Origin of the sequence: Pseudomonas sp. NS1(2017), assembly GCF_002269425.1 — a bacterium.
Lineage (GTDB): Bacteria > Pseudomonadota > Gammaproteobacteria > Pseudomonadales > Pseudomonadaceae > Aquipseudomonas > Aquipseudomonas reactans.
In genome coordinates this window covers 4,453,454-4,479,212 of the sequence record NZ_CP022960.1, presented here as the reverse complement: position 1 = coordinate 4,479,212, position 25,759 = coordinate 4,453,454, and the positions used below count along the sequence as shown (strand labels likewise).

The 25,759-nt window shown below is 62.2% G+C and carries 23 protein-coding genes; 18 read left to right on the top strand and 5 right to left on the bottom strand.

The features are described 5' to 3' along the window. Nucleotides 1-165 precede the first annotated feature (165 nt). From CI807_RS21010 to CI807_RS21000, 3 genes are read left to right on the top strand one after another with little or no spacing between them, the layout of a single operon-like run. Nucleotides 166-1,122: an aliphatic sulfonate ABC transporter substrate-binding protein gene (locus CI807_RS21010; RefSeq protein ID WP_095016043.1), complete on the top strand. Its 957-nt coding sequence runs from the start codon at nt 166-168 to the stop codon at nt 1,120-1,122. Nucleotides 1,123-1,132: 10 nt separating this feature from the next. Then, nucleotides 1,133-1,954, top strand: a complete 822-nt coding sequence (locus tag CI807_RS21005) for an ABC transporter permease (protein WP_095016042.1) — start codon at nt 1,133-1,135, stop codon at nt 1,952-1,954. After that, complete coding sequence (locus tag CI807_RS21000) at nt 1,951-2,667, top strand: ABC transporter ATP-binding protein (protein ID WP_095016041.1); 717 nt, start codon at nt 1,951-1,953, stop codon at nt 2,665-2,667. Before CI807_RS21005 ends, CI807_RS21000 begins: the two co-directional genes overlap by 4 nt. Before the next feature lie 81 nt (nt 2,668-2,748). On the opposite strand, the gene CI807_RS20995 is transcribed toward CI807_RS21000, so the two are convergent. From CI807_RS20995 to CI807_RS20985, 3 genes are all read right to left on the bottom strand, one after another. Beyond that, nucleotides 2,749-3,669 carry a FecR domain-containing protein gene (locus CI807_RS20995; RefSeq protein WP_095016040.1) on the bottom strand — a complete coding sequence of 307 codons (921 nt, stop codon included), beginning with the start codon at nt 3,667-3,669 and terminating at the stop codon, nt 2,749-2,751. Continuing rightward, nucleotides 3,666-4,184, bottom strand: a complete 519-nt coding sequence (locus tag CI807_RS20990) for a sigma-70 family RNA polymerase sigma factor (RefSeq protein WP_095016039.1) — start codon at nt 4,182-4,184, stop codon at nt 3,666-3,668. The genes CI807_RS20995 and CI807_RS20990 overlap by 4 nt, the downstream gene beginning before the upstream one ends. A gap of 91 nt (nt 4,185-4,275) precedes the next feature. Then, the gene (locus tag CI807_RS20985; protein ID WP_061436758.1) at nt 4,276-5,217 is read right to left on the bottom strand and encodes a LysR family transcriptional regulator; all 942 of its coding nucleotides are present in this window, start codon (nt 5,215-5,217) and stop codon (nt 4,276-4,278) included. A 116-nt stretch (nt 5,218-5,333) separates the two neighbouring features. Between CI807_RS20985 and CI807_RS20980 the strand changes: the two genes are divergently transcribed. The 9 genes from CI807_RS20980 (at nt 5,334) to CI807_RS20940 (ending at nt 14,760) form a co-directional block, all read left to right on the top strand. After that, entirely contained in the window at nt 5,334-6,629 is a 1,296-nt protein-coding gene (locus CI807_RS20980) for an MFS transporter (RefSeq protein ID WP_095016038.1), read from the top strand. 16 nt (nt 6,630-6,645) lie between these two features. Further along, a complete protein-coding gene (rhmD, locus tag CI807_RS20975; protein ID WP_095016037.1) occupies nt 6,646-7,830 on the top strand; it encodes an L-rhamnonate dehydratase in 1,185 nt (394 codons plus the stop codon). Between the two features lie 10 nt (nt 7,831-7,840). Next, nucleotides 7,841-8,641 carry an HpcH/HpaI aldolase/citrate lyase family protein gene (locus CI807_RS20970; protein ID WP_095016036.1) on the top strand — a complete coding sequence of 267 codons (801 nt, stop codon included), beginning with the start codon at nt 7,841-7,843 and terminating at the stop codon, nt 8,639-8,641. Nucleotides 8,642-8,652: 11 nt separating this feature from the next. Then, entirely contained in the window at nt 8,653-10,086 is a 1,434-nt protein-coding gene (gene aldA / locus CI807_RS20965) for an aldehyde dehydrogenase (RefSeq protein WP_095016035.1), read from the top strand. 70 nt (nt 10,087-10,156) lie between these two features. Further along, the gene (locus CI807_RS20960) at nt 10,157-11,032 is read left to right on the top strand and encodes an amidohydrolase (RefSeq protein WP_095016034.1); all 876 of its coding nucleotides are present in this window, start codon (nt 10,157-10,159) and stop codon (nt 11,030-11,032) included. Continuing rightward, nucleotides 11,032-11,352, top strand: a complete 321-nt coding sequence (gene rhaM, locus CI807_RS20955; RefSeq protein WP_095016033.1) for an L-rhamnose mutarotase — start codon at nt 11,032-11,034, stop codon at nt 11,350-11,352. The genes CI807_RS20960 and rhaM overlap by 1 nt, the downstream gene beginning before the upstream one ends. Nucleotides 11,353-11,392: 40 nt before the next feature. Next, the gene (gene rhaT / locus CI807_RS20950; protein WP_095016032.1) at nt 11,393-12,451 is read left to right on the top strand and encodes an L-rhamnose/proton symporter RhaT; all 1,059 of its coding nucleotides are present in this window, start codon (nt 11,393-11,395) and stop codon (nt 12,449-12,451) included. 29 nt (nt 12,452-12,480) lie between these two features. Beyond that, entirely contained in the window at nt 12,481-13,251 is a 771-nt protein-coding gene (locus CI807_RS20945; RefSeq protein ID WP_095016031.1) for an SDR family NAD(P)-dependent oxidoreductase, read from the top strand. Nucleotides 13,252-13,437: 186 nt separating this feature from the next. Continuing rightward, nucleotides 13,438-14,760 (top strand): carbohydrate porin, encoded by a 1,323-nt coding sequence (locus tag CI807_RS20940; protein ID WP_095016030.1) that lies wholly within the window; start codon nt 13,438-13,440, stop codon nt 14,758-14,760. On the opposite strand, the gene CI807_RS20935 is transcribed toward CI807_RS20940, so the two are convergent. Together CI807_RS20935 and CI807_RS20930 are read right to left on the bottom strand one after the other, a co-directional pair. Beyond that, nucleotides 14,757-15,371 (bottom strand): LpxA family transferase, encoded by a 615-nt coding sequence (locus CI807_RS20935; RefSeq protein ID WP_095016029.1) that lies wholly within the window; start codon nt 15,369-15,371, stop codon nt 14,757-14,759. The genes CI807_RS20940 and CI807_RS20935 overlap by 4 nt on opposite strands. 42 nt (nt 15,372-15,413) lie before the next feature. Next, entirely contained in the window at nt 15,414-16,490 is a 1,077-nt protein-coding gene (locus CI807_RS20930) for a sigma-54-dependent Fis family transcriptional regulator (RefSeq protein ID WP_095016028.1), read from the bottom strand. Between the two features lie 338 nt (nt 16,491-16,828). Here CI807_RS20930 and CI807_RS20925 point away from each other — a divergent pair, with 338 nt between their 5' ends. The 6 genes from CI807_RS20925 to CI807_RS20900 all read left to right on the top strand — a co-directional run bounded on the left by CI807_RS20925 (nt 16,829) and on the right by CI807_RS20900 (nt 25,729). Continuing rightward, nucleotides 16,829-17,896 carry a PhnD/SsuA/transferrin family substrate-binding protein gene (locus CI807_RS20925; RefSeq protein WP_095016027.1) on the top strand — a complete coding sequence of 356 codons (1,068 nt, stop codon included), beginning with the start codon at nt 16,829-16,831 and terminating at the stop codon, nt 17,894-17,896. Nucleotides 17,897-17,910: 14 nt separating this feature from the next. Beyond that, a complete protein-coding gene (locus tag CI807_RS20920; protein ID WP_095016026.1) occupies nt 17,911-19,137 on the top strand; it encodes a S9 family peptidase in 1,227 nt (408 codons plus the stop codon). Between the two features lie 12 nt (nt 19,138-19,149). Then, complete coding sequence (locus CI807_RS20915) at nt 19,150-20,355, top strand: LLM class flavin-dependent oxidoreductase (RefSeq protein ID WP_028616002.1); 1,206 nt, start codon at nt 19,150-19,152, stop codon at nt 20,353-20,355. 4 nt (nt 20,356-20,359) lie between these two features. After that, on the top strand, nt 20,360-21,916 hold the full coding sequence (locus tag CI807_RS20910) for an ABC transporter substrate-binding protein (protein WP_095016025.1): 1,557 nt from the start codon (nt 20,360-20,362) through the stop codon (nt 21,914-21,916). A gap of 151 nt (nt 21,917-22,067) precedes the next feature. Next, the gene (locus tag CI807_RS20905; RefSeq protein ID WP_095016024.1) at nt 22,068-24,629 is read left to right on the top strand and encodes a TonB-dependent receptor plug domain-containing protein; all 2,562 of its coding nucleotides are present in this window, start codon (nt 22,068-22,070) and stop codon (nt 24,627-24,629) included. Nucleotides 24,630-24,643: 14 nt separating this feature from the next. Further along, complete coding sequence (locus CI807_RS20900) at nt 24,644-25,729, top strand: LLM class flavin-dependent oxidoreductase (protein WP_028615999.1); 1,086 nt, start codon at nt 24,644-24,646, stop codon at nt 25,727-25,729. The last annotated feature ends 30 nt before the right edge of the window (nt 25,730-25,759 follow it).

Sequence of the window (25,759 nt, the reverse complement as noted above, 5' to 3'; positions counted from 1 at the left end):
TCTGCCCTCTCCCACCACAGCATCCAGCCCCTACAACCCCGTAAATACGCCTTCCAGGCACATGGCACAGAGACTGCATATTCCTATAAAGCATGATGGAACATGCAAACCAAATTTTCTGAATATAAGAAAAGCCTTCTCTCAACGCCTTGCCGGAGCTGTTCCATGAAAGCCTTCACCCAACGCCTATTCGGTGCCTGCGCCCTCGCGCTGTGCCTGCAACCCCTGGCCCACGCCGTCGACACCGATCCCGCCGAAGTCAACCTCGACTATGCCTATTACTCGCCCGTCAGCCTGGTGCTCAAGCATTTCGGCTGGCTGGAACAAGCCTTGCCGCAATCCAAGGTGGGCTGGGTGTTGAGCCAGGGCAGCAACCGTTCGCTGGAGTACCTCAACAGTGGCGGTGTGGACTTTGCTTCGTCGGCCAGCCTGTCGGCAGTATTGAGTCGCGCCAACGGCAGCCCGATCAAATCGGTGTACGTGTACAGCCGCGCCGAATGGACCGCGTTGGTGGTGCGCAAAGACTCGCCGTTCAACAGCGTCACCGACCTCAAGGGCAAGAAAATCGCCGCCACCAAAGGCACCGACCCGTACCTCTTCACCCTGCGCAGCCTGCAACAGGCCGGGCTGAAAAAGGACGACGTGGAACTGGTGCACCTGCAACATCCGGACGGCCGCACTGCGCTGGAAAAAGGTGACGTGGACGCCTGGGCCGGTCTCGACCCGCACATGGCCGCCAGTGAAATCCAGGCCGGTTCGCGCCTGCTGTACCGCAATAAAGACTTCAACAGCTACGGCGTGGTCAGCGTCACCGAGAAGTTCGCCAAGGCGCATCCGCAGACCATCACCAAGGTACTCGGCGCCTATGAAAAGGCACGGGATTGGGCAGTGAAGCACCCGGATGAATTCGCCAAGCTGCTGGCCGACGAGTCCGGCCTGCCGCTGGAAGTGGCCAAGCTGCAACTCTCGCGCACCGACCTGAGCACGCCGTTCCTGAGCAGCAAGGACGTGGTGGCGTCCAAGGCGGCCGCGCCGATCCTGGTGTCCGAAGAACTGGTGCGCAAAGGCGTGAATGTGGACCAGGTGATCGACCAGTTGATCGACACCTCGTTCGGCCATTAAGGAGCCCGTGATGACCAGCAAAACCCAAGCATTGCCCCTTACCGCACCGGTGGTGATCACCCGCAGCGCCTGGCAAAGGCGGCTCAAGGGCCTGGTGTTGCCGGTGCTGATCCTGCTGGTGCTGGAGGTGGTGGTGCGCGTGGGTTGGCTGCCGTCGTACCAGATGCCTGCACCCAGCGAGATTGCCGTGACCCTCACCGACTTGGCCGAAGGCGCATTGTGGAAACACATCAGCGCCAGCCTGGGCCGGGTGCTGCTCGGTTTTGCCATTGGCGCCAGCCTGGCGCTGGTGTTTGCGGCATGGGTCGGCCTGAGCCGCGAGGCGGAAGCCTACCTGGAACCGACCTTTGCCGGGCTGCGTTCGATCCCGAGCCTGGCTTGGGTACCGCTGTTGCTGCTGTGGCTGGGCATCGACGAAACCTCGAAGATCGTGCTGATCGCGATTGGCGCGTTTTTCCCGGTGTACCTCAATGGCGTCGCGGCTATCCGCGATATCGACCGCAAGCTGGTGGAAGTCGGGCAGATGTACGGTTTCAGCCGGTGGCGGCTGGTGCGTCGAATCCTGCTGCCCGCCGCCCTACCCGGCCTGTTCACCGGGTTGCGCAGTGGCTTGAGCCTGGCGTGGATGTTTCTGGTGGCGGCCGAGCTGATTGCGGCCACCAAGGGGCTGGGTTACCTGCTCAGTGATGGGCGGGAAACTTCGCGGCCGGATATCGTGCTGGCGGCGATTATCGTATTGGCGCTGTTGGGCAAGGTCAGCGATGGCCTGCTCGCAGCACTGGAAACGCGCTGCCTGGCCTGGCGCGATACCTTCCAGGGAGCCGGCCAATGAGCGTGCAACCGCTGTTGGATATTCACGTCGCGCGTAAAAGCTTCGCCAACACCACCGTGTTGAAAGACGTGCGCCTGGTGCTGCAACCACGCGAAGCCGTGAGCCTGCTCGGCCCCAGCGGCTGCGGTAAAAGCACGCTGCTGCGCATCGTCGCCGGCCTGGAACAGGACTTCCAGGGCGAACTGCGCAGCCCCGATGGCGAAGTGGCCTTTGTGTTCCAGGAACCACGGTTGATGCCCTGGCTCACGGTGGAACAGAACATCGGCTTCAGCGATGACAGCCACTACGACAAGGCCTGGGTCAAGCAGTTGATCGAGGAAGTCGGCCTCAAGGGTTTTGCGCAGGCGCTGCCCAAGGCGTTGTCCGGCGGCATGGCGCAACGGGTGGCGATTGCGCGGGGGCTGTATTCACGGCCGCAGGTGTTACTGCTGGATGAGCCGTTCAGCGCAGTGGATGCATTTACCCGCATGAAGCTGCAGGATCTGCTGCTGCAACTGGCCGAGCATCATGCCATCGCCTTGTTGCTGGTGACCCATGACGTGGACGAGGCGCTGTACCTGAGTGATCGGGTGCTGGTGATGGACAACCGGCCGAGCAGCATTCGCCAGGAATTGGCGGTGAACCTGCCGCACCCGCGTGACCGGCGTGATCCGCTGCTGGCGCAGCTCAAGGCGCAATCCTTGACTGAGCTGCAACGTGCCCATGTGATCTGACGCCATCATTGTGGCGAGCGGGCTTGTTGTGGCGAGCGGGCCTGCCACAGACAGTTAGCTCGCTCACCCTAACAACAACCCTCAAGTCATGGCTTTGCGCAAGGTCACCCAATACCGCGTCCGCGCCTGCACCTCGAGCCCCAGGGTCGAGGCCAACAGGTTAAGGATGCGGTCGGTGTCGTCCAGGCGGAAACTGCCGGTGACCCGCAACGACTCCAGGCTCGGCTCCCAGCGCAACACGCCCGGCCGATAACGTTCCAACTCCCGCAGGAAGTCGCCCAGCGCCTGGTTCTGCGCAGTCAAAACACCGTCGCGCCAGCCCAATTGCAACACATCGAATGGCACCCAGGCCCCTAGCCCGCTGGCGTTGAGCGGCGCTTGCTGCCCTCCCTGCAAGCTCGCCATCTGCCCACTCAAATCACGCACCTGCACGGATCCCTTGAGCACCGACACCCTACAACCGGCGGGCAGTTGCCGCACACACACCTCGGCCTGGCTGACCCTCAACTCGCCGTAGCGCGTCTGCACGGTCATCGGTGTGGCGCCGGGTACATTCAACGCCAACTCGCCGTCGACCAGCGTGATGCGGCGCTGCGCCAGGTCGACGTCCACCGCCGTCGCGGTATTGAGCTGCAAGCTGCCGCCATCAGCCAGCCCCATGCGTTTGCGCTCGCCAATGGCCGTGTGCAAATCGGCACGCCAGGCCTCGATCGGCAATTGGCGGCTGAGCAACCACGCGGTTGGCACCAGTGCAGCGATACCCAGCGCACGCTTGAGCACGGCACGGCGTCCCGGTTGCGGACGGTCGAGACTGGCCATCGCCAAGGCCTGGGGCAAGTCGCTGAAACGCTGGCGCAGGGTCTGGGCTTTTTGCCAGGTCTGTTCGTGCTGGGGGTGGCTGTCACGCCAATGCTGCAACGCGGCGTGATCACGCTCGGTGGCTGCGCCGGATTCCAGCAGCGCCAACCATTGCGCGGCCGCGCGGGCGACGTCGCGGCTCACAGGTCCACCAGCAGGCAGTGTTCGTAGGCCTGGGCCATGTAGCGTTTTACGGTGCGTTCCGACACGTCGAGGCGCTCGGCAATCTCCCGGTAACCCAGCCCTTCCAGTTGGCTCCACAGGAAGGCGCGGCGGACCAGCACCGGCAAACCATCCAGCAATTCATCCAGGGCTTGCAGGGTCTCCAGCACCAACCAACGCTGTTCGGGCGACGGCACGCAGGCTTCAGGGAGACTCGTCAAGGCCTTCAGATAGGCCTGTTCAAGGCTGCGCCGCTGATGAAAATTCACCAGCAGGCGCTTGCCGACGGTGACCAGATACGCACGCGGCTCCTGCATCTGCGCAATCGGCTGGGCGCTGGCGAGCACGCGCAAGAACGTATCCTGGCTCAGGTCAGCCGCATCCCAGGCATTGCCCAGGCGCCGGCGCAGCCAGCTTTCCAGCCAACTGCGGTGGTCGCGGTACAGGCTCGACAGCGTCAGTTCGTTGGCGTGGGTCGGAACAACAGCATCATTCATGGCAAGCGACCTGCGCGGCGCGAGTGAGTCTCAAATGAGATTCATTCTATTTAATATCGTGCCGACGCACCATGCCCTTTACACATCGCGTTCAAAGCATCGCGGCCTTCTGTCGCAACAAGTCGATAAACAACCCCAGTTCACGGCTCACCACTTCGCCTTTGCGCAACAACATGCCAAACGGCGCCAGTCGCACGTCGAGGGCCACCGGCAGCGCCACCACCAGGCCCATTTTCAGGTAATCACGCAGTGCGCTTTCGGACAGCACCATCACGGCGTCGGTCAGTTGGATCAACTGCTGCATGGAGTACACCGAGCTGCATTCGATGATGTCCGCCGGGCTGGGCAGCGCCAGATCCTGCAGCGCCTGGTCGAAGCCGATGCGCGCCGGGCTGGTTTGCGGTTGCAGGATCCATGGCCAGTCGCGCACCAGTTCATCCAGCATCAACTGCTCACGCTGGGCCAGGGGGTGGCCGGCGTGCACCACCACCAGCAAGCGTTCGTTGCCCAGGGGTTCGAAGCTGTAGTGCTCGTTGTCGGTGGCGGCATTACGGCGCGAGATAGCCAGGTCGATGCGTCCCTGTTCAAGCAACTGGATCACCTGGTCGCTGGTGTCACCCATGATGCGGATACGCAGTTGCGGGTTCAGCGATTTGATCTGCGCGATGGAATCCATCACCAGGTCCGGCGCCGCCCCCATGATGGTGCCAATCGACAGGTAGCCGTAACCGCCCTGCTGTCGTGCCATCAAGTCTTCGGCGCAACGGTCCAGGCCGCTTAGGGCGGATTCGGCAAAGCGAATCAACTCTTGGCCAAGTGCCGTAGGGCGCATGCCCCTCGGCAGACGCTCGAAAAGATCACAGGCAAACATGTCCTCGATCTCACGCAGCATGCGCGTGGCGGCAGGCTGCGACATGTTCAGCGCCTGTGACGCACGGTGCAGGTTCTGGCTGGAGCTCAGCGCGACGAGCATATGCAGGTGCTTGTAGCGCAGGCGGTTGAACAGGCTGGGAGAGATCGCGGGACTACGCATTTTTATCCTTGTTATCGATACCCTGAGGTTATCACTTGTAAGCGAGATTCGATTTGTAGCGCATTGCTCGGCCGCCGTACAGTCCGTCCCATAAGAACAAAACATCGGACGCCACTATGAAAACCCTCCCCGCGCCCCTGCTCGCCAAGATTTCCTGGCGACTGCTGCCCTTCCTGCTGTTGATGTACATCATGGCCTTTCTCGACCGCGCCAATGTCGGGTTTGCCAAACAAGCTTTCCAGGCCGACACCGGTCTAAGCGACGCCGCCTTTGCGTTTGGCGCTGGCGTGTTTTTTGTCGGCTACGCGCTGCTGGAAGTACCGAGCAACCTGATCCTGCACCGTGTCGGCGCCCGCCTGTGGATGTGCCGCATCATGGTCAGTTGGGGCCTGATCTCGGCTGCCATGGTCTTTGCGCACAACGAAACCAGCTTCTACGTGCTGCGCTTTTTACTCGGTGTGGCCGAAGCCGGATTTTTCCCCGGCGTCATTCTTTACCTCACCTACTGGTTCCCCCAGGCCGTGCGCGGCAAGGCTATGGGCTTCTTCTATTTCGGCGCGCCACTGGCTTTCATCTTCGGCAGCCCGTTGTCCGGTTTGCTGCTGGAAATGGACGGTTTTGGCGGCATCCACGGCTGGCAGTGGCTGTTCGCAGTGGAAGGCCTGATGGCAACTGCAGTGGGCATCTGGGCCTACTGGTACCTGGACAATCGCCCCGCCGACGCCAAGTGGCTGACCCCGGCTGAGCGTGAGCAAGTACAGAGCCTGCTGAATCAGGAAGACCAGCACAAAACCTCCCACGGTCGCAGCCTGCTCACCGTGCTGTGCCAACCCTCGGTGTTGTACTTGTGCCTGGTGTACCTGCTGATCCAGGCCAGCGTCTACGGCGTGGTGTTTTACCTGCCGACCCAAGTGGGCGATCTGCTCGGCACCAAGGTCGGCTTGATGGTCGGGCTGGTCTCGGCCATTCCCTGGCTCTGCGCACTGTTTGCGGCTTGGTGGATTCCCAGCTACAGCGACCGTACCGGCCTGCGTCGCCAGACCGCCTGCCTGACCCTGCTGATGGCTGCCGCCGGCATTGCCTGCTCAGTGACCTTCGCCAACCCGCTGCTGGGCATGCTCGCGCTGTGTTTTGCCGCCTCGGGGTTCATCGCCGTGCAACCGGTGTTCTGGACCTTTCCCTCCAGCTACCTGGCCGGCAGCGCTGCCGCAGCCGGCATTGCACTGATCAATTCCTTCGGCGCCCTCGGTGGCTTCATCGCCCCGGTCATCAAGCACTGGGCCGAAGGTGCCTTCGCGTCCCCGGCAGCCGGCCTGTACCTGCTGTCCGCCACCACGGTACTGGCTGCATTGCTGGTGCTGGGCATCCATTCACCCGGCCGCACCGCGTCGAAAACGCCGGCCACTGTTTAACGCCAGGAGTCACATCATGGGTCATCTCACCATCAAACACGTCCGCGCCTTTGTACTGCGAGGCGGCGGCGCCGATTACCACGACCAGGCCGATGGGCATTGGATCGACGACCATATTTCCACGCCGATGAGCAAGTACCCCGAGTACCGCCAGAGCCGCCGCAGCTTTGGCATCAACGTGCTCGGCACCCTGGTGGTGGAGATCGAAGCCAGCGACGGCACCGTCGGTTTCGCTGTGACCACTGGCGGTGAACCGGCGGCTTACATTGTCGAGAAGCACCTGGCGCGCTTTCTCGAAGGCGCCCGCGTCACCGACATCGAGAAAATCTGGGACCAGATGTACCAGTCCACCCTGTATTACGGGCGTAAGGGCCTGGTGATCAACACGATTTCCGGCGTCGACCTGGCGTTGTGGGACCTGCTCGGCAAAATCCGCCAGGAACCGGTGCACCAACTGCTCGGCGGCGCGGTGCGTGATGAGTTGCAGTTCTACGCCACCGGCGCGCGCCCGGATCTCGCGCAGAAAATGGGTTTTATCGGCGGCAAAATGCCCCTGCACCACGGCCCCAGCGAAGGCGAAGAAGGCCTGCGCAAGAACCTCGAAGCGCTGGCGACCATGCGTGAACGGGTCGGCCCGGACTTCTGGCTGATGCTCGATTGCTGGATGAGCCTGGATTTGAACTACGCCACCAAGCTGGCGATCGGCGCCCATGAGCATGGCCTGAAGTGGATCGAAGAAGCGTTGTCCCCAGACGATTATTGGGGCTATGCCGCCCTGCGCAACAACGTGCCCAAAGGCATGCTGGTGACGACGGGCGAACACGAAGCCACCCGCTGGGGGTTCCGCATGCTGTTAGAAATGGGCTGCTGCGACATCATCCAGCCCGACGTCGGCTGGTGCGGCGGCCTCACCGAACTGGTGAAAATTTCGGCGTTGGCCGATGCGCATAACGCAATGGTCGTGCCCCACGGTTCGTCAGTGTACAGCTATCACTTTGTCGCCACCCGCCATAACAGCCCATTCGCCGAGTTCCTGATGATGGCGCCCAAAGCGGATGAAGTCGTGCCGATGTTCCACCCGCAATTGTTGGGCGAACCGGTGCCGGTGAATGGCCGCATGCGTTTGTCGGCGCTGGACAAGCCGGGCTTCGGCGTTGACCTGAACCCGGACTGCCAACTGCACCGTCCCTACAACCGCTGAGGAACCCGCCATGAACATGCCCCGCAATGGCTTCAAGGCCGCCCTCGCCAAGGACGCCACCCAATACGGCATCTGGGCCGGTTTCGCCACCGGCTACGCTGCCGAGATCGTCGCCAGCCTCGGATATGACTGGATGCTGATCGACGGCGAACACGCGCCCAACACGGTGCCGAGCATCCTCAACCAGTTGCAGACGGTCGCACCGTACAGCACCGCGCCGGTAGTACGCGCCGTCAACAGTGACGCCAGCCTGATCAAGCAACTGCTCGATGTCGGCGCCCAGACCTTAATGATCCCCATGGTCGAAACCGCCGAACAGGCCCAGGCCCTGGTGCGTGCCATGCGTTACCCGCCCCACGGCATCCGTGGCGTCGGCGGCGGTCTGACCCGTGCCACGCGCTGGGACGGCGTGGACAACTACCTGAACACCGCCCATGAAGAGCTGTGCCTGATCGTGCAGGTGGAATCGCGCCTTGGCGTGGAAAACGTCGCCGCGATTGCCGCCGTAGAAGGCGTTGACGCTGTATTTATCGGCCCCGCCGACCTGTCCATCGGCCTGGGTCACGCCGGCAACCCCGGCCATCCCGAGGTCCAGGAGCGCATCAAGCACGCCATCGACGCCACTCTCGCCGCCGGCAAGGTCAGCGGCATCCTGGCGCCCAACGAAGACGATGCACGCCGCTATCAGGCCTGGGGTTGCCGCTTTATCGCGGTGGCCATCGACATCAGCCTGCTGCGCCAGAGTGCCCTGGCCACCCTTGCCCGCTATCGCCCTGCTGCCGAAACGACAGCGCCTTCGCGTACTTATTGAGGAGCCTGCCCATGTCATCCGTTCCCGTTTACCAGAACTTCATCAATGGCCGCTTCAGCTCCAGCGAAGCGCACATTGACGTGCTTAACCCGGCCACCGGCGCCTTGCTGTCGAAGGTGCCAGCGTCCACTGCCGCCGAGGTCGACCAGGCCCTGGCCGCCGCACGCCAGGCGCAAAAGACCTGGGCGCGCAAACCCGCCATCGAACGTGCCGGGCACCTGCGCCGCATCGCCGCCAAGCTGCGCGAGAACGTTGCGCACCTGGCGCGCACCATCACCCTGGAACAAGGCAAAGTCAGTGGTTTGGCGGAGGTGGAAGTGAATTTCACCGCCGACTATCTCGACTACATGGCCGAGTGGGCACGACGCATCGAAGGCGAGATCATCAACAGCGACCGTGCCAATGAAAATATCTTCCTGTTCCGCAAGCCGTTGGGCGTGGTGGCCGGCATCCTGCCGTGGAATTTTCCGTTCTTCCTGATCGCCCGCAAAATGGCGCCGGCGCTGCTCACCGGCAACACCATCGTGATCAAGCCCAGTGAAGAAACCCCGAACAACTGCTTCGAGTTCGCCAAGCTCGTCGCCGAAACCGACCTGCCCGCCGGGGTGTTCAACGTGGTCTGCGGCGACGGCCGGGTCGGCGGCGCGCTCACGGCGCACACAGGCGTCGACATGATCAGCTTCACCGGCAGCGTGGCGACCGGCTCGCGGATCATGACGGCCGCCGCACCGAACATCACCAAGCTCAACCTGGAACTGGGCGGCAAGGCTCCGGCCATCGTACTGGCGGATGCCGACCTGGAGCTGGCCGTCAAAGCCATCCGCGATTCGCGCATCATCAACACCGGCCAGGTGTGCAACTGCGCCGAGCGGGTGTACGTGGAGCGCAAGGTTGCCGACCAGTTTATCGAACGCATCAGCGCAGCCATGTCCGCCACCCGCTACGGCGACCCTATCGCCCAGGCCGACGTGGAAATGGGCCCGCTGATCAACCGCCAGGGCCTGGACAGCGTCAACCGCAAAGTTCGCACCGCCCTGAGCCAGGGCGCAACATTGGTCAGCGGCGGGCAGATTGCCGACCTGGGTGCGGGTTTTCACTTCCAGCCGACGGTATTGGCTGGATGCCGCGCCGACATGGAGATCATGCGCGAAGAGATCTTCGGTCCGGTGCTGCCGATCCAGATCGTCGACGACCTCGACGAAGCCATCGCCCTGGCCAACGATTGCGACTACGGCCTGACGTCGTCGATCTACACCCGTGACCTGGGCAAGGCCATGCACGCGGTGCGCGAAATCGACTTTGGTGAAACCTACGTCAACCGTGAAAACTTCGAGGCCATGCAGGGCTTCCATGCCGGCGTGCGCAAATCCGGCATTGGCGGCGCCGACGGCAAGCACGGCCTGTATGAGTACACCCATACCCATGTGGTGTACCTGCAAAGCTGAGCTGGTTAATCGGGGCCGGGCGCGGTAGCGTGCTGGCCCCTCCGAATTTGCTTTTGATAAGGACTGCGTCATGCCCCTGACTGCCTATAGCGGCCCGATCATCGATAGCCATTTGCACCTGTTCGACCCTTGTCGCCCCGAGGGCATTCCATGGCCTGAACCCGGTAACCGGCTGTATGCCGCACACCTGCCGGCGGATTACTGGGCCCTGGCCGCGCCGCACAATGTGGTCGGTGCGATTGCCGTGGAAGCCAGCCCGTGGCGCGACGATAACCGCTGGCTGCTCGACACCCTGCGCAGCGAACCGCGCATGCTTGGCTTTGTCGGCAACCTCGACCCGCTGCACGCCGACTTCGCCAACGACCTCGACGCCCTGGCCAACGAGCCGCTGTTTCTCGGCCTGCGCTACGGCAACCTGTGGGATCGCGACCTGCTGCAAGACCAGGCGCGTCCTGGCTTTATCGACGGCCTGCGCCAACTCGCCGCCAGCGGCCGTGGCCTGGACAGCGCCAACCCGAATCCGCGTCTTGTCAAAGGTCTGTTGCAGTTGAGCGACAGGCTGCCCGAGCTGCGCATCATCGTCGACCACCTGCCCAACGCCCAGGTGCCATCAGGCGAAGAGGCGGCCTATCACGCCGACCTGCTGCGCCTGGCCGAACGCCCGAATGTGTTCGCCAAACTGGCGGAGATTCCCCAGCTCGGCCCTCAAGGCTTGATCACCGACACGGCGTTCTACAACGATCGCTTGGCGGTGTTGTGGGAAGCCTTTGGCGAAGACCGCTGCTTTTTCGGCAGCGACTGGCCCAACAGCGATCACCTGGCGGATTTCGCCACCACGCTGGGCCTGGTCAAGCGCTGCATGGCCGCCAAACCCGAGGCTGTACAAGCCAAATTCTTCCTGCACAACGCGGTGCGGATCTACACGCCCAGCCATGGAGCGCCGTGATGCAGACCCGTGCCTTTCGCATGAACCTCAACCCCGGCCAGGCCGATGAATACCGCAAGCGCCACGACGACATCTGGCCCGAACTGGCCCAGGCGCTGCTCGATGCGGGTGTGGTGGACTACCGGATTTTCTTCGACGAACCGGGCAATGCGCTGTTCGCCGTGCTGACCCATGAAGACGCCCACGGCCTGGACGAACTGCCCGGTACAGCACTGATGCAGCGCTGGTGGGCCTACATGCAGGACATCATGCCCAGCCACCCGGACGCCTCGCCAATCAGTGTCGACTTGCTGCCGATGTTCCAACTGACGCGCCCCTGATCCAACCGACGCACAACAACAATAAAAAGGATTCGACTACGTGGAAATCATTCTCCTTGGTGTGATTCTGCACTTTATCGGCGGCTTCGCTTCCGGCAGTTTCTACATCCCTTACAAGAAGGTCCGCGGCTGGGCCTGGGAAAGCTATTGGATCACCGGCGGCCTGGTGTCCTGGCTGATCGTGCCGCTGATCGCGGCGCAACTGACGGTGCCTGGCTGGGTGGAAATCCTGCGCAACGCCGACACCAGCACCCTGCTCTGGACCTACCTGTTCGGCGTGTTGTGGGGCATTGGCGGGCTGACATTTGGCCTGACCATGCGCTACCTCGGCTTGTCCCTGGGCATGTCGCTGATCATGGGCCTCACCTCGGCCCTCGGCGCATTGATGCCGGCGCTGTACCGCGACCTTTTCACCACAGAGACCGAAGGTACGCTGACCTCGATGCTGGCCTCGCAAGGCGGGCATTGGGTGTTGTGGGGCGTGGCCGTATCGCTGGCCGGCATTGCAGTGTGTGGCAAGGCCGGGCTGATCAAGGAACGAGAAGTGTCCCAGGCGGTGAAGTTCGCCAGTGTCAGCGAATTCTCCCTGGGCAAGGGCATGCTGGTGGCGGTGATTTCCGGGGTGCTGAGTGCGTGTTTTAGCTACGGCATTTCCGCCGGTCGACCGCTGGCCGCCGCAGCTGTAGAGCACGGTGCCAACAGCCTGTTCCAGAACAACGTGACCTTCATGGTGATCATGTGGGGCGGCCTCACCACCAACGGTATCTGGTGTCTGTGGCTGAATTGGCGCAACCGCACCTTCCATAACTACACCGACCGCAGCACCCCGCTGTTGGGCAACTACCTGTTGGTGGCGATTGCCGGCACCCTGTGGTTCCTGCAGTTTTTCTTCTACGGCATGGGCGAAAGCCGCCTGCAGAACGACGCCAGCTCCTGGGTACTGCACATGTCGTTCATCATCATCGTATCCAACTGCTGGGGCCTGTATTTCCGCGAATGGCACGGCACCAGTGCGGCCAACAAAGGCGTGCTGGTGGCGGGTATCGCAGTGATCCTCGGTGCGATTGCCATGGTCGGCTACGGCAATTACCTGGGCTGATGTCGCTTATTTCTTGAAGGAGAGTTTTTATGTTGCTTGCAGACAAAACCGTGATCATCACCGGCGCCTCCCGTGGCATCGGCCGCGCCGCCGCCCGTGAATGTGCGCGCCAGGGGGCCCGCGTGGTCATCGGCCACAGCGGCAGCGGCCAAGGTACGGAGGCTGCGTATTCGTTGATCGAGGAGATCAAGGCCTTCGGCGGCCAGGCCATCGAAGTGGGCGGCGACGCCGCCGACCCGGACACCGGTGACAAGCTGGTGGCCGGCGCAGTGAACGCTTTCGGCAGCGTCGACGTGTTCGTCAACAATGCCGGTATCTGCCCGTTCCACTCGTTCCTCGACATGCCTCGCGAGGTCTACCTGAAAACCGTCAACACCAACCTCAACGGTGCCTATTTCGCCGTACAGGCGGCGGCCAACCAGATGAAAAACCAGGGTCGCGGCGGCGCGATCATCGCCGTCAGCTCCATCAGCGCCCTGGTCGGCGGCGGTATGCAGACCCACTACACACCGACCAAGGCCGGCCTGCATTCGTTGATGCAATCCTGCGCAATTGCCCTGGGACCGTACGGCATTCGCTGCAACTCGGTACTGCCGGGCACCATCGCCACCGACATCAACAAGGACGACCTGGCCGATGAGGAAAAACTCGCCTACATGACCTCACGCACGCCGCTGGGTCGCCTGGGTGAGCCGGATGATGTGGCCGGGCCCATCGTATTCCTCGCCTCGGACATGGCGCGTTATGTGACCGGCGCGTCGTTGCTGGTGGATGGCGGGTTGTACGTAAACCTGCAGTAACACCCCGCTCCTCCAACCACCACAGTTCCAATGTGGGAGCGGGCTTGCTCGCGAATGCAGTGTGTCAGTCACAGGATTCATGCCTGACCCACCGCTTTCGCGAGCAAGCCCGCTCCCACAGGGGCCTCTGTGTGCCTGAAGTTCGAGTTCCACCCCAATAAAAACAACAATCCCAGGAGCTTTTCCATGCGCACCACCCTCCCCCTGGCCCTGCTCTGCAGCGCCATGTCGACCTGCGCCTTCAGCGCCGGTTTACTGGACCCAAACTCACCCGCCATGCTGGGCGACTGGAACGGCCTGCGCCCGCAACTGGCCGAGCAAGGCTATGACTTCACCCTCAAGTACGTCGGCGAGGTCGGTTCCAACCTCGGCGGCGGCTACAACTCGCATACCACCGCACGCTGGAGCGACCAGTTGATTCTCGGTGTTAACATGGACTTGCAAAAACTGCTCGGCTGGCAGGACGCGACCTTTCGCATCGGCATCGGCGAGCGTCACGGCAAAGACATCACCAACGACCGCGTGCATCAGCCGAACGCCACCGGACTGACCTCCACCATGGAAGTGTTTGGCGGCGGTAATGCCTGGCGGCTTTCGCAGTTCTGGTACGAGCAGAAATTCTTTGAGCGCAAATTCGCCTTGAAACTGGGGCGCTTCGGCCATGGCGAAGACTTCGATCAGTTCCCCTGTGAATTTCAGAACGTGACCCTGTGCGGCTCCCAGGAAGGCAACTGGAACGGCGTATGGAATAGCTTCCCCATCAGCCAGTGGGCGGTGCGTGCCAAGTACCAGTTCACCGATGAGTTCGCGGTGCAAGTGGGTGCCTATGACAAAAACCCTGGCAATGCCGAAGCCAGCAATGGCTTCAAACCCTTCATCAGCGGCTCCCAGGGCACCAGTTTTCCCATCGAGGCCATCTGGAAAGGCCAGGTTGCCGGGCTGAGTTCCGAATACCACGTGGGTTACTACTATGCCAACGCCAATACCAAGGACATGCTCAAGGACGCCGACGGTAACTTTGCCGCCAGCTCGCAAAAGCCTTATCGGATGTATTCCAGCAATGACGGTTGGTGGCTGTCGGGCCAGCAGCAGTTGACCACGGTCGACGGCAACAACAAGCGCGGGCTCAACCTGTTTGCCAACCTGACGATGAATGATCCGGACAAGAGCGTGATCAAAAACCTGATCCAGGTCGGCCTGATCTACCGCGGCCCGTTCGATTCACGCCCAGACGACACTTTTGGTATTGGCGCGTCGAAACTGCAGGTCAGCGACCGCTATACCCGTAACACGCAGATGCTCAACGCCATCAATGGCGTAACCGCCATTGATGACCCGCTGTACGTGCCCGAGCAGCGCCGCGAGTACAGCTACGAGATCAACTACGGCGTGCAGGCGACGAAGTGGCTGATGGTGCGGCCCAACCTGCAATACGTGAAGTACCCCGGCGGGCTGACGCAAACCACCGGCGCAGTCGTCGGCGGCGTGCAGTTTATCGCCGACTTCTAGTCTTTCTCTGCATCAAACACCTGCCCGCGTCCCACCACGCTGGCAGGCTTAAGCAGCGCACCTGGCGCCAATACCGCATTGGCGCCGATCCGGCACTGGTCACCGAGCAACGCGCCAAACTTATCGCAACCGGTGCGCTGCACTACGCCGTCAACCCGCACCTGCACGTCCTTGTCGTCGCGCTCATTGCGGTAATTGGCGACGATGCTTCCAGCCTCCAGGTTGATCCCCTGCCCCAACACCGAATCACCGACAAAGTTGAAATGCGCCAGCTTGCTGCCGCTGAACACGAAGGACGTCTTCAACTCAGCGCCGGGGCCGATGATGCAGTGTTCATCCAGCCAGCAACCGCCACGCAGCAGCGAGCCGCTGGCAATGAAACAATGCGCACCGACAATCAATGGCGGCTTGAGCAAGGCACCGACCTCGACGGTGGCAGTCCGGTGGACCGCGATTTCATCCTGGATGACGTACTCGTCGGCCGGCAGTTCGGCTAACAATTGGCGAACGATGGCGGGCGCCTGGGTGACCAGCGCCCAAGGCGTAAGGTCTGCCCAGGGCGCCAGGGCAGAATCGGAAAAAACGGCGATGTAGTCAGCAAGTCGAATCAACGTCGAACCCTCGAGCGGTCAGCGAAGTCCGAAAACCTAGCATTACTGGCCGTCGAGTAACACCGGTTTGCCCAGTTCACCGATCTTTTCCAGGCGGGCCCGCACGATATTGCGGCTGATATTCAGCAGGCGGCCGGTCTGCAATTGATTGCCGTGGCAATAGCGATAAGCCGCGCGAAAAATCGTCTCTTCGATGTGTTCGTAGAGGTCTGGAATGTTCTGTTCGAACAATGCGTTCAGCGCACTTTCCAGGTCGACCGGACCACTCAGGGCGGGCGGCGCGTGGCTGGCCTCGTCCTGGCGAATGCCCGAAGAGCGCATGTCCACCAAATGCAGGTCCGCCGGTTGCACCCGCTGGTTACGGCACACCAGCAAGGCGTGGTGAATGGCGTTTTCCAGCTCGCGGATATTGCCCGGCCAGCTGTGTTCGAGCATCTTGCGCTCGGCCTCGATGCTCAGGCTTGCGCGGTTGTAACCCAGGCGCTGACAGTGTTCTTCAAGGAAGAATTCGGCCAGCGGCAGGATGTCGCCCGGCCGTTCGCGCAGCGGGGGCAGGCGGATGGTTGCGACGTGCAGACGGTAAAACAAGTCCTCGCGAAAATGCCCGGCCACTACCGCGTCAGCCAAGTTGACGTTGGTGGCCGCCACCAGCCGAACATTGATCGGGATCGGCGTGCGCGAACCCAGGCGCACCACTTCACGCTCCTGCAAAACCCGCAGCAATTTGACCTGCATGTTCAGCGGCAAATCGCCGATCTCATCGAGGAACAGCGTGCCGCCATTGGCCGCTTCAAACCAGCCGGCCTTGTGGGTGGTAGCACCGGTGAACGCGCCTTTTTCATGGCCGAACAGTTCGCTTTCCACCAGGGTTTCGGCAAACGCACCGCAATTCACCGCCACAAAGGGTTCACGCCCGCGACGGCTCAGATTGTGGATATGCCGTGCGACCAATTCCTTGCCGGTGCCGGTCTCGCCAATGATCAAGGTGTTGGCTTCACTGGGGGCCAGGCGCTCGATACGCGCCAGCAATTCCTGGGAGCGCGGGTCCTTGAAGACCAGCACGGTGGCACGCACCGACTTGGTCAATTCGCGGGCATTGGGATGGGTGATCAGCGACATGGTGCATTCCTGGCAGTAAAAGCGCGTGCTCAATAGTGCATGAAGTTTTCTATACCATTTAATTATTAATTAATATTTATATATATCCGTTCCGAATATACCAACACCCCCACCCTTGACTGCTGCTGGAGCAGCAATCGGCCAGCACTTGCGTGTTTGCACATCAGCAGCCGAGGTGAGGTGGCATTCGTGCCACTACCGCTGAAACCCTTGTAGTACGCGGTCTAGAGCGATTGTGACAGCGACTGGCATGCAATCTGCTCTCTCCCTGCCAACACGATCCCCGTGTAGGAGCCGGCTCCTACAGGGGATTGCCAATTCAAGTAGGGAGAAGCCCCATGAAAAATGTATGGCGCAGCAGCATTGCCGCCCTGTTCGCCCTTTTTGCGAGTACTGCCATTCAGGCCGCACCGGCCTCAGTGAAAATCGCCATCGTCGCTTACACCCAAGGCGGCAAGCCGGTATTCGGCGGCATCGCCGGGCGCGTGATCGAGGACGGCTGGCTGGAAGCGCAATTGCGCGAACGCGGGGTGAAACTCGAGTGGATCGCCCTGCCCCACGCCGGCGCCGGCCCGCAGATCAACGAAGGCTTCAGCAACAACAGCCTGGACTTCGCCGTTCGCGGCGACCTGCCATCGGTGATCGCGGGAGCCGGTGGCGTGCCGGGCAAGCTGATTGTGCCCGGCGGCAGCGGCAACAACATCTACCTGGTGGTGCCCGAAGGCTCCAGCGCCCAGACCATCGAAGACCTCAAGGGCAAACGCCTGGCCCTGCACCGTGGCCGGCCATGGGAGTTTGCGTTCAGCAACTTCCTGGCCAGCAAGGGCCTGACACTCGATGACTTCAAGATTGCCAACCTCAACCCACAGGTGGGTGCGGCGGCGGTATCGGCCGGCAAGGTCGATGCGGCAGTGCTGCTCAGCGAGGCTTATGCCCTGGAAGACAAAGGTGTGGGCAAGATCATCTGGTCGACCAAGCAAGGCAGCAACGACTGGCGATTGGTCTCTGACCTGTGGGGCACCGACACCTTTGTAAAACAGTATCCGCAGATCACCCAACTGCTGGCCACTGCTTGGGTCAAGGCCGCGTGGTGGATTTCTCAGCCGCAGAACCAGGACGCCTATTACCAACTGTCCTCCCGCGCCGGCACCGCCGAAAGCGTGCTGCGTCGCGACGACCAGAACGACCCGGTGACCTGGAAAGAACGCTGGGCGCCAAAAAGTGATGCGCAGCTCAAGGCCCATTACCAGGCTCTGACGGCCTATGCGCTGGCCAACCACCTGATTCGCGACACCTACGACATCGGCCCGTCACTGGCTACCGGCTTTACCCACCAGGCCCTGATCGACCTGAAACTCACCGACTACTGGCCGGCCCTGCGTGGCCAGGTCAGCACGAATCCTTGATAGGAAAATGATTGATGAAACTGCCCCACTCCTTCGCTTTCGGCCTCAGCGTATTGGCCTTGTCCATGAGCGCGTTCGCGGCTGACGTGTATGCACCCAAGCCCAACCCGCTGCAAGGCGATGGCCGCGTCTCGCCGTTCTACACCTGGGAACAAGCGATTCCCGCCGTTCCCGGCAAATTGCTGCGCAGCGAGCCGCTGGACAGCACCATCAGCCTGGCGAATGCCGCCAGTGCCCAGCGCATCCTGTACACCTCCACCGACGGCATCGACAACAAGACGCCCATCGTGGTTTCCGGCGCCTTGTTCCTGCCTAAAGGCAAGCCACCTGCCGGCGGATGGCCGGTGGCAAGCTGGGGCCATGGCACCGTCGGCGTGGCGGATGTGTGCGCGCCGTCCTGGCAAGGCCGTTCCTACCGTGACGTGGCTTACCTCAACCGCTGGCTGGAAGAAGGCTTTGCCGTGGTCGCCACCGACTACCAGGGCCTTGGCGTGCCCGGTGGCCACCCATTGCTTAACAGCCGTATGGCCGCCTACGGCATCCTCGACGCCGCCAAGGCTGTGGTGGCCGGGGTACCAGGGCTGGCCGATAAAGTGTTGATCGTCGGTCAGTCCCAGGGGGGCGCGGGCGCCTTTGCCGCGGCGGCCTACGCGGCAACCTATGCGCCGGACCTGGGCGTCAAGGGCAGCATCGGTACCGGCGTGATCTACACCCTCGACTACGCGAAAAACCCCAGTGAGGCAGTGCGCAACAAGGTCGACCCGACGTTGGCCTACGGCTTCTACACCTTGCTTGCCGCCCAGCAATACGACCCGAGCATCAACCCGGCGGACTTCTACACCGACAAGGCGCTGCCGATCTTCGAACAGGCCCGCACCAGTTGCCTGTTCGCCCTTGAAGGCGACGTGGAAGGTCTCGGCCTGAGCATCGCCAACACCAAGAAAGACTACAAGGGCAAGCAGCTCGCGCCATGGCTCGCGCAGGTTTCGTACCCGACCCTGAAGACCTCCAAACCGATTTTCATCGGCACCGGCGCCGAAGACACCACCCCCGCCGCCGCGACCCAGGTGAAGCTGATGCAGGACGCCTGCAACGCCGGCTCCGTGGTGGAAGGCCATCTATACAAAGGCCTGGGCCACAGCGCGACGGTCAATGCGTCGCTCAAGGACTCGATCCCGTTCGCCCACAAAGTCATCAACGACCAGCCGATCACCCCGATCTGCGCCCCGACCGCCCAGTAGGCAGGAGGCTTCATGAGCATCGAATTCTTCACCCGCTTGCCGTTGCACGGCGAAACCCAGTTCCTGCCCGGCGATCCGCGTAACCGGGGCGACTGGCACCGTGGCGGCGCCAACAGTACCGGTGCAGTCTCCGGGTTCAGCGTGGGCGACCACTTTACCTACATCGACTACCTGGGCCAGATTGCCAAGGCCGCCGAGATCAATGGGTTTGGCGGTGCGTTGATGGTCAATGCGCCGACCGGCGAAGAACCCTGGACCGTCTGCTCATTGCTGGCCCGCGAGACGCGCACCCTGCAGTTCGTCACTGCGTTCCAGCCCTACCACTACACCCCTTGGGTCGCTGTGCAACAAGCGGCGACGTACCAGCGCGCCACCGGCAATCGCTTGGTGTGGAACATCATCAACGGTGGCTCGGACGCGATCCAGCGCCAGGTCGGTGACTACAGCGAGCACGATGAACGCTACGAACGCGCCACCGAGTTCATGGACGTGGTCAAGGGCTATTGGCACAACGAGACCTTCCACTACGATGGAAAATTCTACAAAGCCGACGGCGGTGGCCTGCGTGGGCCGTTGAAGAAGGCCGAGCTACCGCTGATCTGCACCGCCGGTTCGTCGATTGCCGCACGGGAATTCGCCGCCAAGCACGCCGACTTCTACCTGATGCGCGCCGAGCATCCGGATGAAATCGCCGCGCTGATCGCCGACCTGCGCCAGCGCGCACTGAAATGGGGGCGTACCGACATCCGTTTCGGCCTGTCAATCGACGTGATCACCCGCGAGACCGAAGCGCTGGCGCGCACCGAGGCCAAGCGTTTCTTCGACGAAGGCATCGCCCGTGGCGCGGTCAAGGCCGTGGCGGCGCATGCCGGGCTGCGCACAGCGCGCAAACTGAGCTACGAACAGGGTTTTGCCGAGAAGAACGAAGCCCAGGGTTTCGACGACTTCTTCATCCATCCGAATGTATGGACCGGCTTCGGCTATATCGGCATTCCACCGGGTTGCGCGCTGGTGGGTAGCTACGAGAACGTGGTGGCGCGGATTCGCGAGTACAACAGCATTGGCATCGACCTGTTCTTCCTCGCGGGCTACCCGCACCTGGAAGAAGCCTATCGCCTCGGCGAGCACATCCTGCCGCATTTTCGCAGCGAGCGCGTCGAGCTGAGCCGACCCCAGGAGCCGCTGCGCGAGCTGCATTCGGCCAACGGCGGAGCCTGAGACCATGACCTTTCTGCTGAGCCGCCGAGACTTTCTCGGCTACAGCGCCACCGTCGGCGGCGGCCTGCTACTGACGGGTTGCGGCCCGAGCGACACACCGGCCGGCGTGACCGGCAACGACCAGCCGCGTTACGGCGGACGCTTGCGCCTGGGCATTCTCGACGGCAACCAGAGCGGCAACCTGGACGCGCATAAACCGGTGGGCAGCGGCATCGTTCGCGGGTTTGCGCTGTACAGCAAGTTGTGGGAGTGGGACGAGCACATGCAACCGCGCCTGGCCCTGGCCGAACTGGCCGAGCCAAATGCCGATGCCAGCGCCTGGACCCTGCGCCTGCGCCCGGGCCTGGAGTTCCACAACGGCAAGACCATCGATGCCGACGACCTGATTTTCTCGATCCGCCGCCTCACCGACCCGCAACTGGCTTCGCCCTATGCCGCGCTGTTGCACTGGGTGGATCGCGACAATCTGGTCAAGCTGGACCATCGCACCGTGCGTCTGAGCTTTCGCGAAGGCCGCAGCTACATGCCGCTGGCGGAAACCTGGGTCAACTTCGGCGGCATCGTCCCGGTGGATTACCATCCAGTGACCAACCCGGTGGGTGCCGGCCCCTACCAGTTGAAAAGCTTTACCCCCGGCCAGCGTTCGTTGTTCACCCGCTTCGAGAATTACTACAAAGACGGCAAGCCCTATGCGGATGAACTTGAAATCATCGACTTCAAGGACCAAGTCTCACGCCTCGCCGCCCTGCGCGCCGGGCAGATCGACATGGCCAATGTGCTGCCCACCGAACAATTGCCGATCCTGCAAAAAAACCCGCGCCTGCAGGTGATCAAGTCGGTGTCTGGCAATTGGCTGTCCTTCGACATGAACCTGGACAAGCCGCCGTTCAACGACCCGCGGGTACGCGAGGCGTTTCGTTTGCTGGCGGACCGGGAGGAGTTGGTACGCCGCGCGCTGAACGGCCAGGGTCGCGTAGCCAACGACTTGTATGCACCCAGCGATCCGACCTTCAACCACAGCCTCGGCCCACGCGCTTACGACCCGCAACGCGCAGCGCAATTGCTCAAGGACGCCGGCCAGGAAAACCTTGAGGTGGAATTGATCACCACACCGGGGCAGGGTTTGAGTTCGGCGCTGGTCCTTGCCGAACAAGCCAAGCGCATCGGCGTGACCCTGAAGGTCAAACAAGTCGACCTTGCCACCTTCCAGGGCCCGCTGAAAAACGACTGGACCCTGAGCACTGGCGGCAGCATTGGCGCACCGTTTCTGGCCAGCGCGATACACACCGACGCGCCGTTTGCGGTGTCAAACAAGACCCACTTCAACGACCCGCACTTCAGTGAACTGTTCCTTGCCGCCATGGCCCAGCCCGACCTGGAAAAACGCAAAGCCCTGGTGCACCAGGTGCAGCAGATCCAGTACGAACGCGGTGGCATGTTGATCTGGGGCTACGCCGACCTGCTCGACAGCGTGTCCACCCGCGTCGGGGGTGCCCAGGCCGAAGAGTCACTGTTCAGCACCTGGCGATTCGAGAAGCTCTGGCTCAAAGACTCAGCCTGACCCAATGAAACCGCACCCCCCTCTGTAGGAGCCCGGCTTGCCGGCGATGGGGCCCTCAAGCCCTGCGCCGATCAAACGGACGCCATCGCCGGCAAGCCGGCTCCTACAAGGGGCGTGCGCCCTTCACTCTTTTTTATGGGGCATTTCTGCCATGCACGCTATCGCCTTGCGTTTACCCCTGTTGCTGGCCGCAACCCTGCCGCTGCAGGCCTTTGCTGCTGATACCCAACTGCAGACCGTGACGGTGCAGGCCAGTAGCGCCGAGTCGGATGACGACGCCCTGCCCACCCGGCCGCCGACCTCGGTGTACGGCGGCACCGAAACCAAAGTGCTCGACACTCCGCGCTCGGTGGTGCAGGTCAATGCCGAGCAATTGGCCAACGGCTCGATCCACAGCGCTGATGACTTGGTCAAATACGCACCTGGCATCACCCGTGGCGGCGGCCAGAACGCCGGAATCGCCCCGCAGTTCCGCGCCCAGGGTTCGGAGATTTTCCAGGACGGCCAGCGCGGTTATGCGGTGCGCCATCCGGCCAACTTCAACGCCTATGAAGGCGCCGATATCGTGGCTGGCCCATCCTCGGTGACCTACGGTTCAGTGTCCGGCAGTGGCGGTTACGTCAATTACCTGAGCAAAAAACCGAACTTCAATGAGTTCAAGACCAAACTCAGCGGTGAATTGGGTTCGTGGGTGCCGGACGGCACGTCACGCAGCTCGAATAAATTCAGCCTCGACAACACCGGCCCGCTGAGCGACAACCTGGCCTACCGCGTCAGCATCACCAAGCAGCGCCAGCAGGATTTCTACGACAACGTCGACAATAATTTCGATGCGTTCTACGGCGCCCTCGCCTGGCGCAACGACAACGTTCGCGTCGATTGGAACGCCAGCTACGACAACTATTACGACTACAACATCACCCACGGCTGGAACCGCGCTACGCAGAACCTGGTGGACCACGGCAAGTACTATGCCGGCCGTGCCACGCCCATCATCCAGAACGGCAACACCCTATGGTCACCGGTGCTGGCGTCCGGCGCTGCGGACGCGCCGACCTTGGGCTGGGTCAAGCGCCAACGCAATGCACAAGGCCAATACAGTGTGGTCGACGGCAGCTTCCAGGCCGCCTCGCCGAACACCCAGGCCAACCCCGGCAGCCTGCGTGGTTGGGTGTATGACCCGACGCTGGCCGGCAATGGCGAACAGTCGCTGTCGTCGCAGACCGGGCAGCGCAAGGAGGATGAAAGCAGCTCGCGGCGCTTTACCACGCAACTGCGCATCGAGGCCGACCTGTCGCCGAGCATCACCGTGGCCAACAGCACGTTCTATGAACGCTCCAAGGACATCACCGACGCGGTGGGTGCGTTCCAGGTGCAGTCCAAGGACAACATTTTCGACAACCGTTTCGAGTTTCGCTCACGCAATGAAACCCAACTGGGCGGCTGGACCCTGCGCGACGACAGCAACACCGGCCTGATTTACCGCCGCGAATTCAACCAGTCGATTGCCGCCAATAACAGCTTTGGATCGACCATTAACGCCTACGACTTGACCCAGAATCCTTCCGGCAAGAACCCCGGCGACCTGCTCGGCCTGGACGGCAGCAACCCTGCCGGCGGCAACGCTGCGTGGATCGGCCAACCCGGCGTGCCGCAGTACTCCAACGACTACGGATGGCTGAACCTGCCGCCGATGTACGCGGCCGGGCATGGCCTGTACGCCGAATCCGTAGCGCCCTACACCGCTGAAAGCACCTGGACCACCAAGACCCTGTTCAGCCAGCACAACCTCAAGTACGGCGAGTATTTCGGCCTGAACATTGGCGCCAGCCGCAGCTGGATCCAGGCCGAAATCGACAACCCGTTCGTGCTCGCCGGCGGCAACCGGCGCAAGGACAGCGACAACTACCGGCTATTTGCATTTCAAGTCAGCCCGTACGTGAAGCCCACCGAAAACACCACGCTGTACTACACCTTCGACCGCTCGCTGGCGGTCAATACCGGGTTCTTTTCCAACGGTTTGGGTTGGGGCAGCGGCACCGGTGCCAACCAGCTCAACCCGCTGGCATTCCAGAGCCTGAGTGTGCTGCACGAAGTCGGCGTCAAGGTCGAAGCCGTGCCCAACCAGTTGTTCATGACCTTGGCCGCGTTCAAGCAGGCCCGCGACCAGGCGCCCGACAGCAATAACAACATCGCCCGGCTGATGATCAAGGGCGTGGAGGCCACCGTGCGCTACCAACCGGATGACCACCTGCGCAGCGGTTTGAACCTGTCCAAGCTCAACGCCTACAACGAGTTCACCTCACAGGCGGGCTTTGCTTCAGCAGGCTTCATTCCCGACAACGGCACCGTGTTTGGCGACAACAACAGCCTCAACCAGCGGCCCTCCGGGCGTTACGACGCGGTACAGATTCCTGAGTACACCGCCAGCGGCTACGTGGACTATCGCTTCGATTCTGGCTTCGGTGCCGAACTCTCCGGCTGGTGGACCAGCAGTTGGTATCTGAACCTGAGCAAGACGGTGAAGATCCCCGACGAATACAACCTCGACCTCGCCGTGTATTACCGCCAGCCGCAGTGGAGTACCACCTTGCGCGTGCTGAACCTGACCAATGAACTGAATTTCGTCAGCGGCCTGGCCGGTTCCACCAATACCTTCTTGCAACCCATGCCTGGCCGCACCTTGCTGGCCCAGGTCGACTATCAATTCTGATCCAGGAGCACCGTATGTCCATTGAATTTGTCGGCATGATTTTCCCGCGCCAGTGGTCCGAAACCCGTGGCGTGCGCAGCCCGGATTTCGACCTCGACTTTATCCGTCACCATGCCCGCGCCCATGAACATGCCGGCTTCGACCGCGTGCTCATCGCCAGCGGCCCCGGCAGCGCCGACAGCTTGCAGATCGCCGCCTACGCGGCGGCGCATACCGAGCGGCTGGGCTTCATGATCGCCCACCGTCCGGGCCTCACCGCGCCGACCGTCGCGGCGCGGTCCTTCGCCACGCTGGACCACACTACCGGCGGCGGGCGTATTCGCCTGCACGCGATCACCGGTATCACCGCCGAGCCGCAGGAAGGTGACTTCTTGCTGGACAAGACCGAGCGCTACCAACGCACCGATGAATACCTGCAGATCGTGCGACGCACCTGGACCGCCGAGGAACCCTTCGATTTCGAGGGCAAGTACTTCAACATCAAGGGCGCCTTTTCGCCGGTCAAGCCGCTGCAACAGCCGCACATCCCGATCTCGTTTGGCGGGTCATCAGACATCGCCTACCAGATCGCGGTGAAACACGCGGACTTGTATGCGCTGTGGGGCGAGCCGTTGAATGGCGTGGCGGAGCAGATTGCCAAGCTCAAGGCGGCGGCACAGGCGGCGGGGGTTACAGCGCCGCGAGTGAGTTTGTCGGTGCGCTTGATCCTGGGCGCGACCGAAGAACTGGCTTGGCAGCGTGCGGAACAGATCCTCGCACAGATCAAGGCCAACCCGCAGTTCGCAGCCGGCAGCCCGTGGCAAAAGCGCATCAAGGGCACCGGTTCGGAACGTTTGCTCGCGGCAGCGGCACGGGGTGATCGTCACGATCGTGCACTGTGGATGCCAACCGCCACGGCCGTCGGCGCCTATGGCGACACCACCGCCTTGGTCGGCACGCCGGAGACGGTGGCACAGGCGTTGTTGGATTACGTGGATTTGGGCGTGACGACGTTTTTGAACCGGGGGTATGACCCGCTGTATGACACCGTGGATTATGGGCGGTGGATCATTCCGGCGGTGCGTGAAGAAGCACGGCGCAGGCAGGCCAGGGTTGCGTAAGGGCGTATGACGCCATCGCCGGGAAGCCGG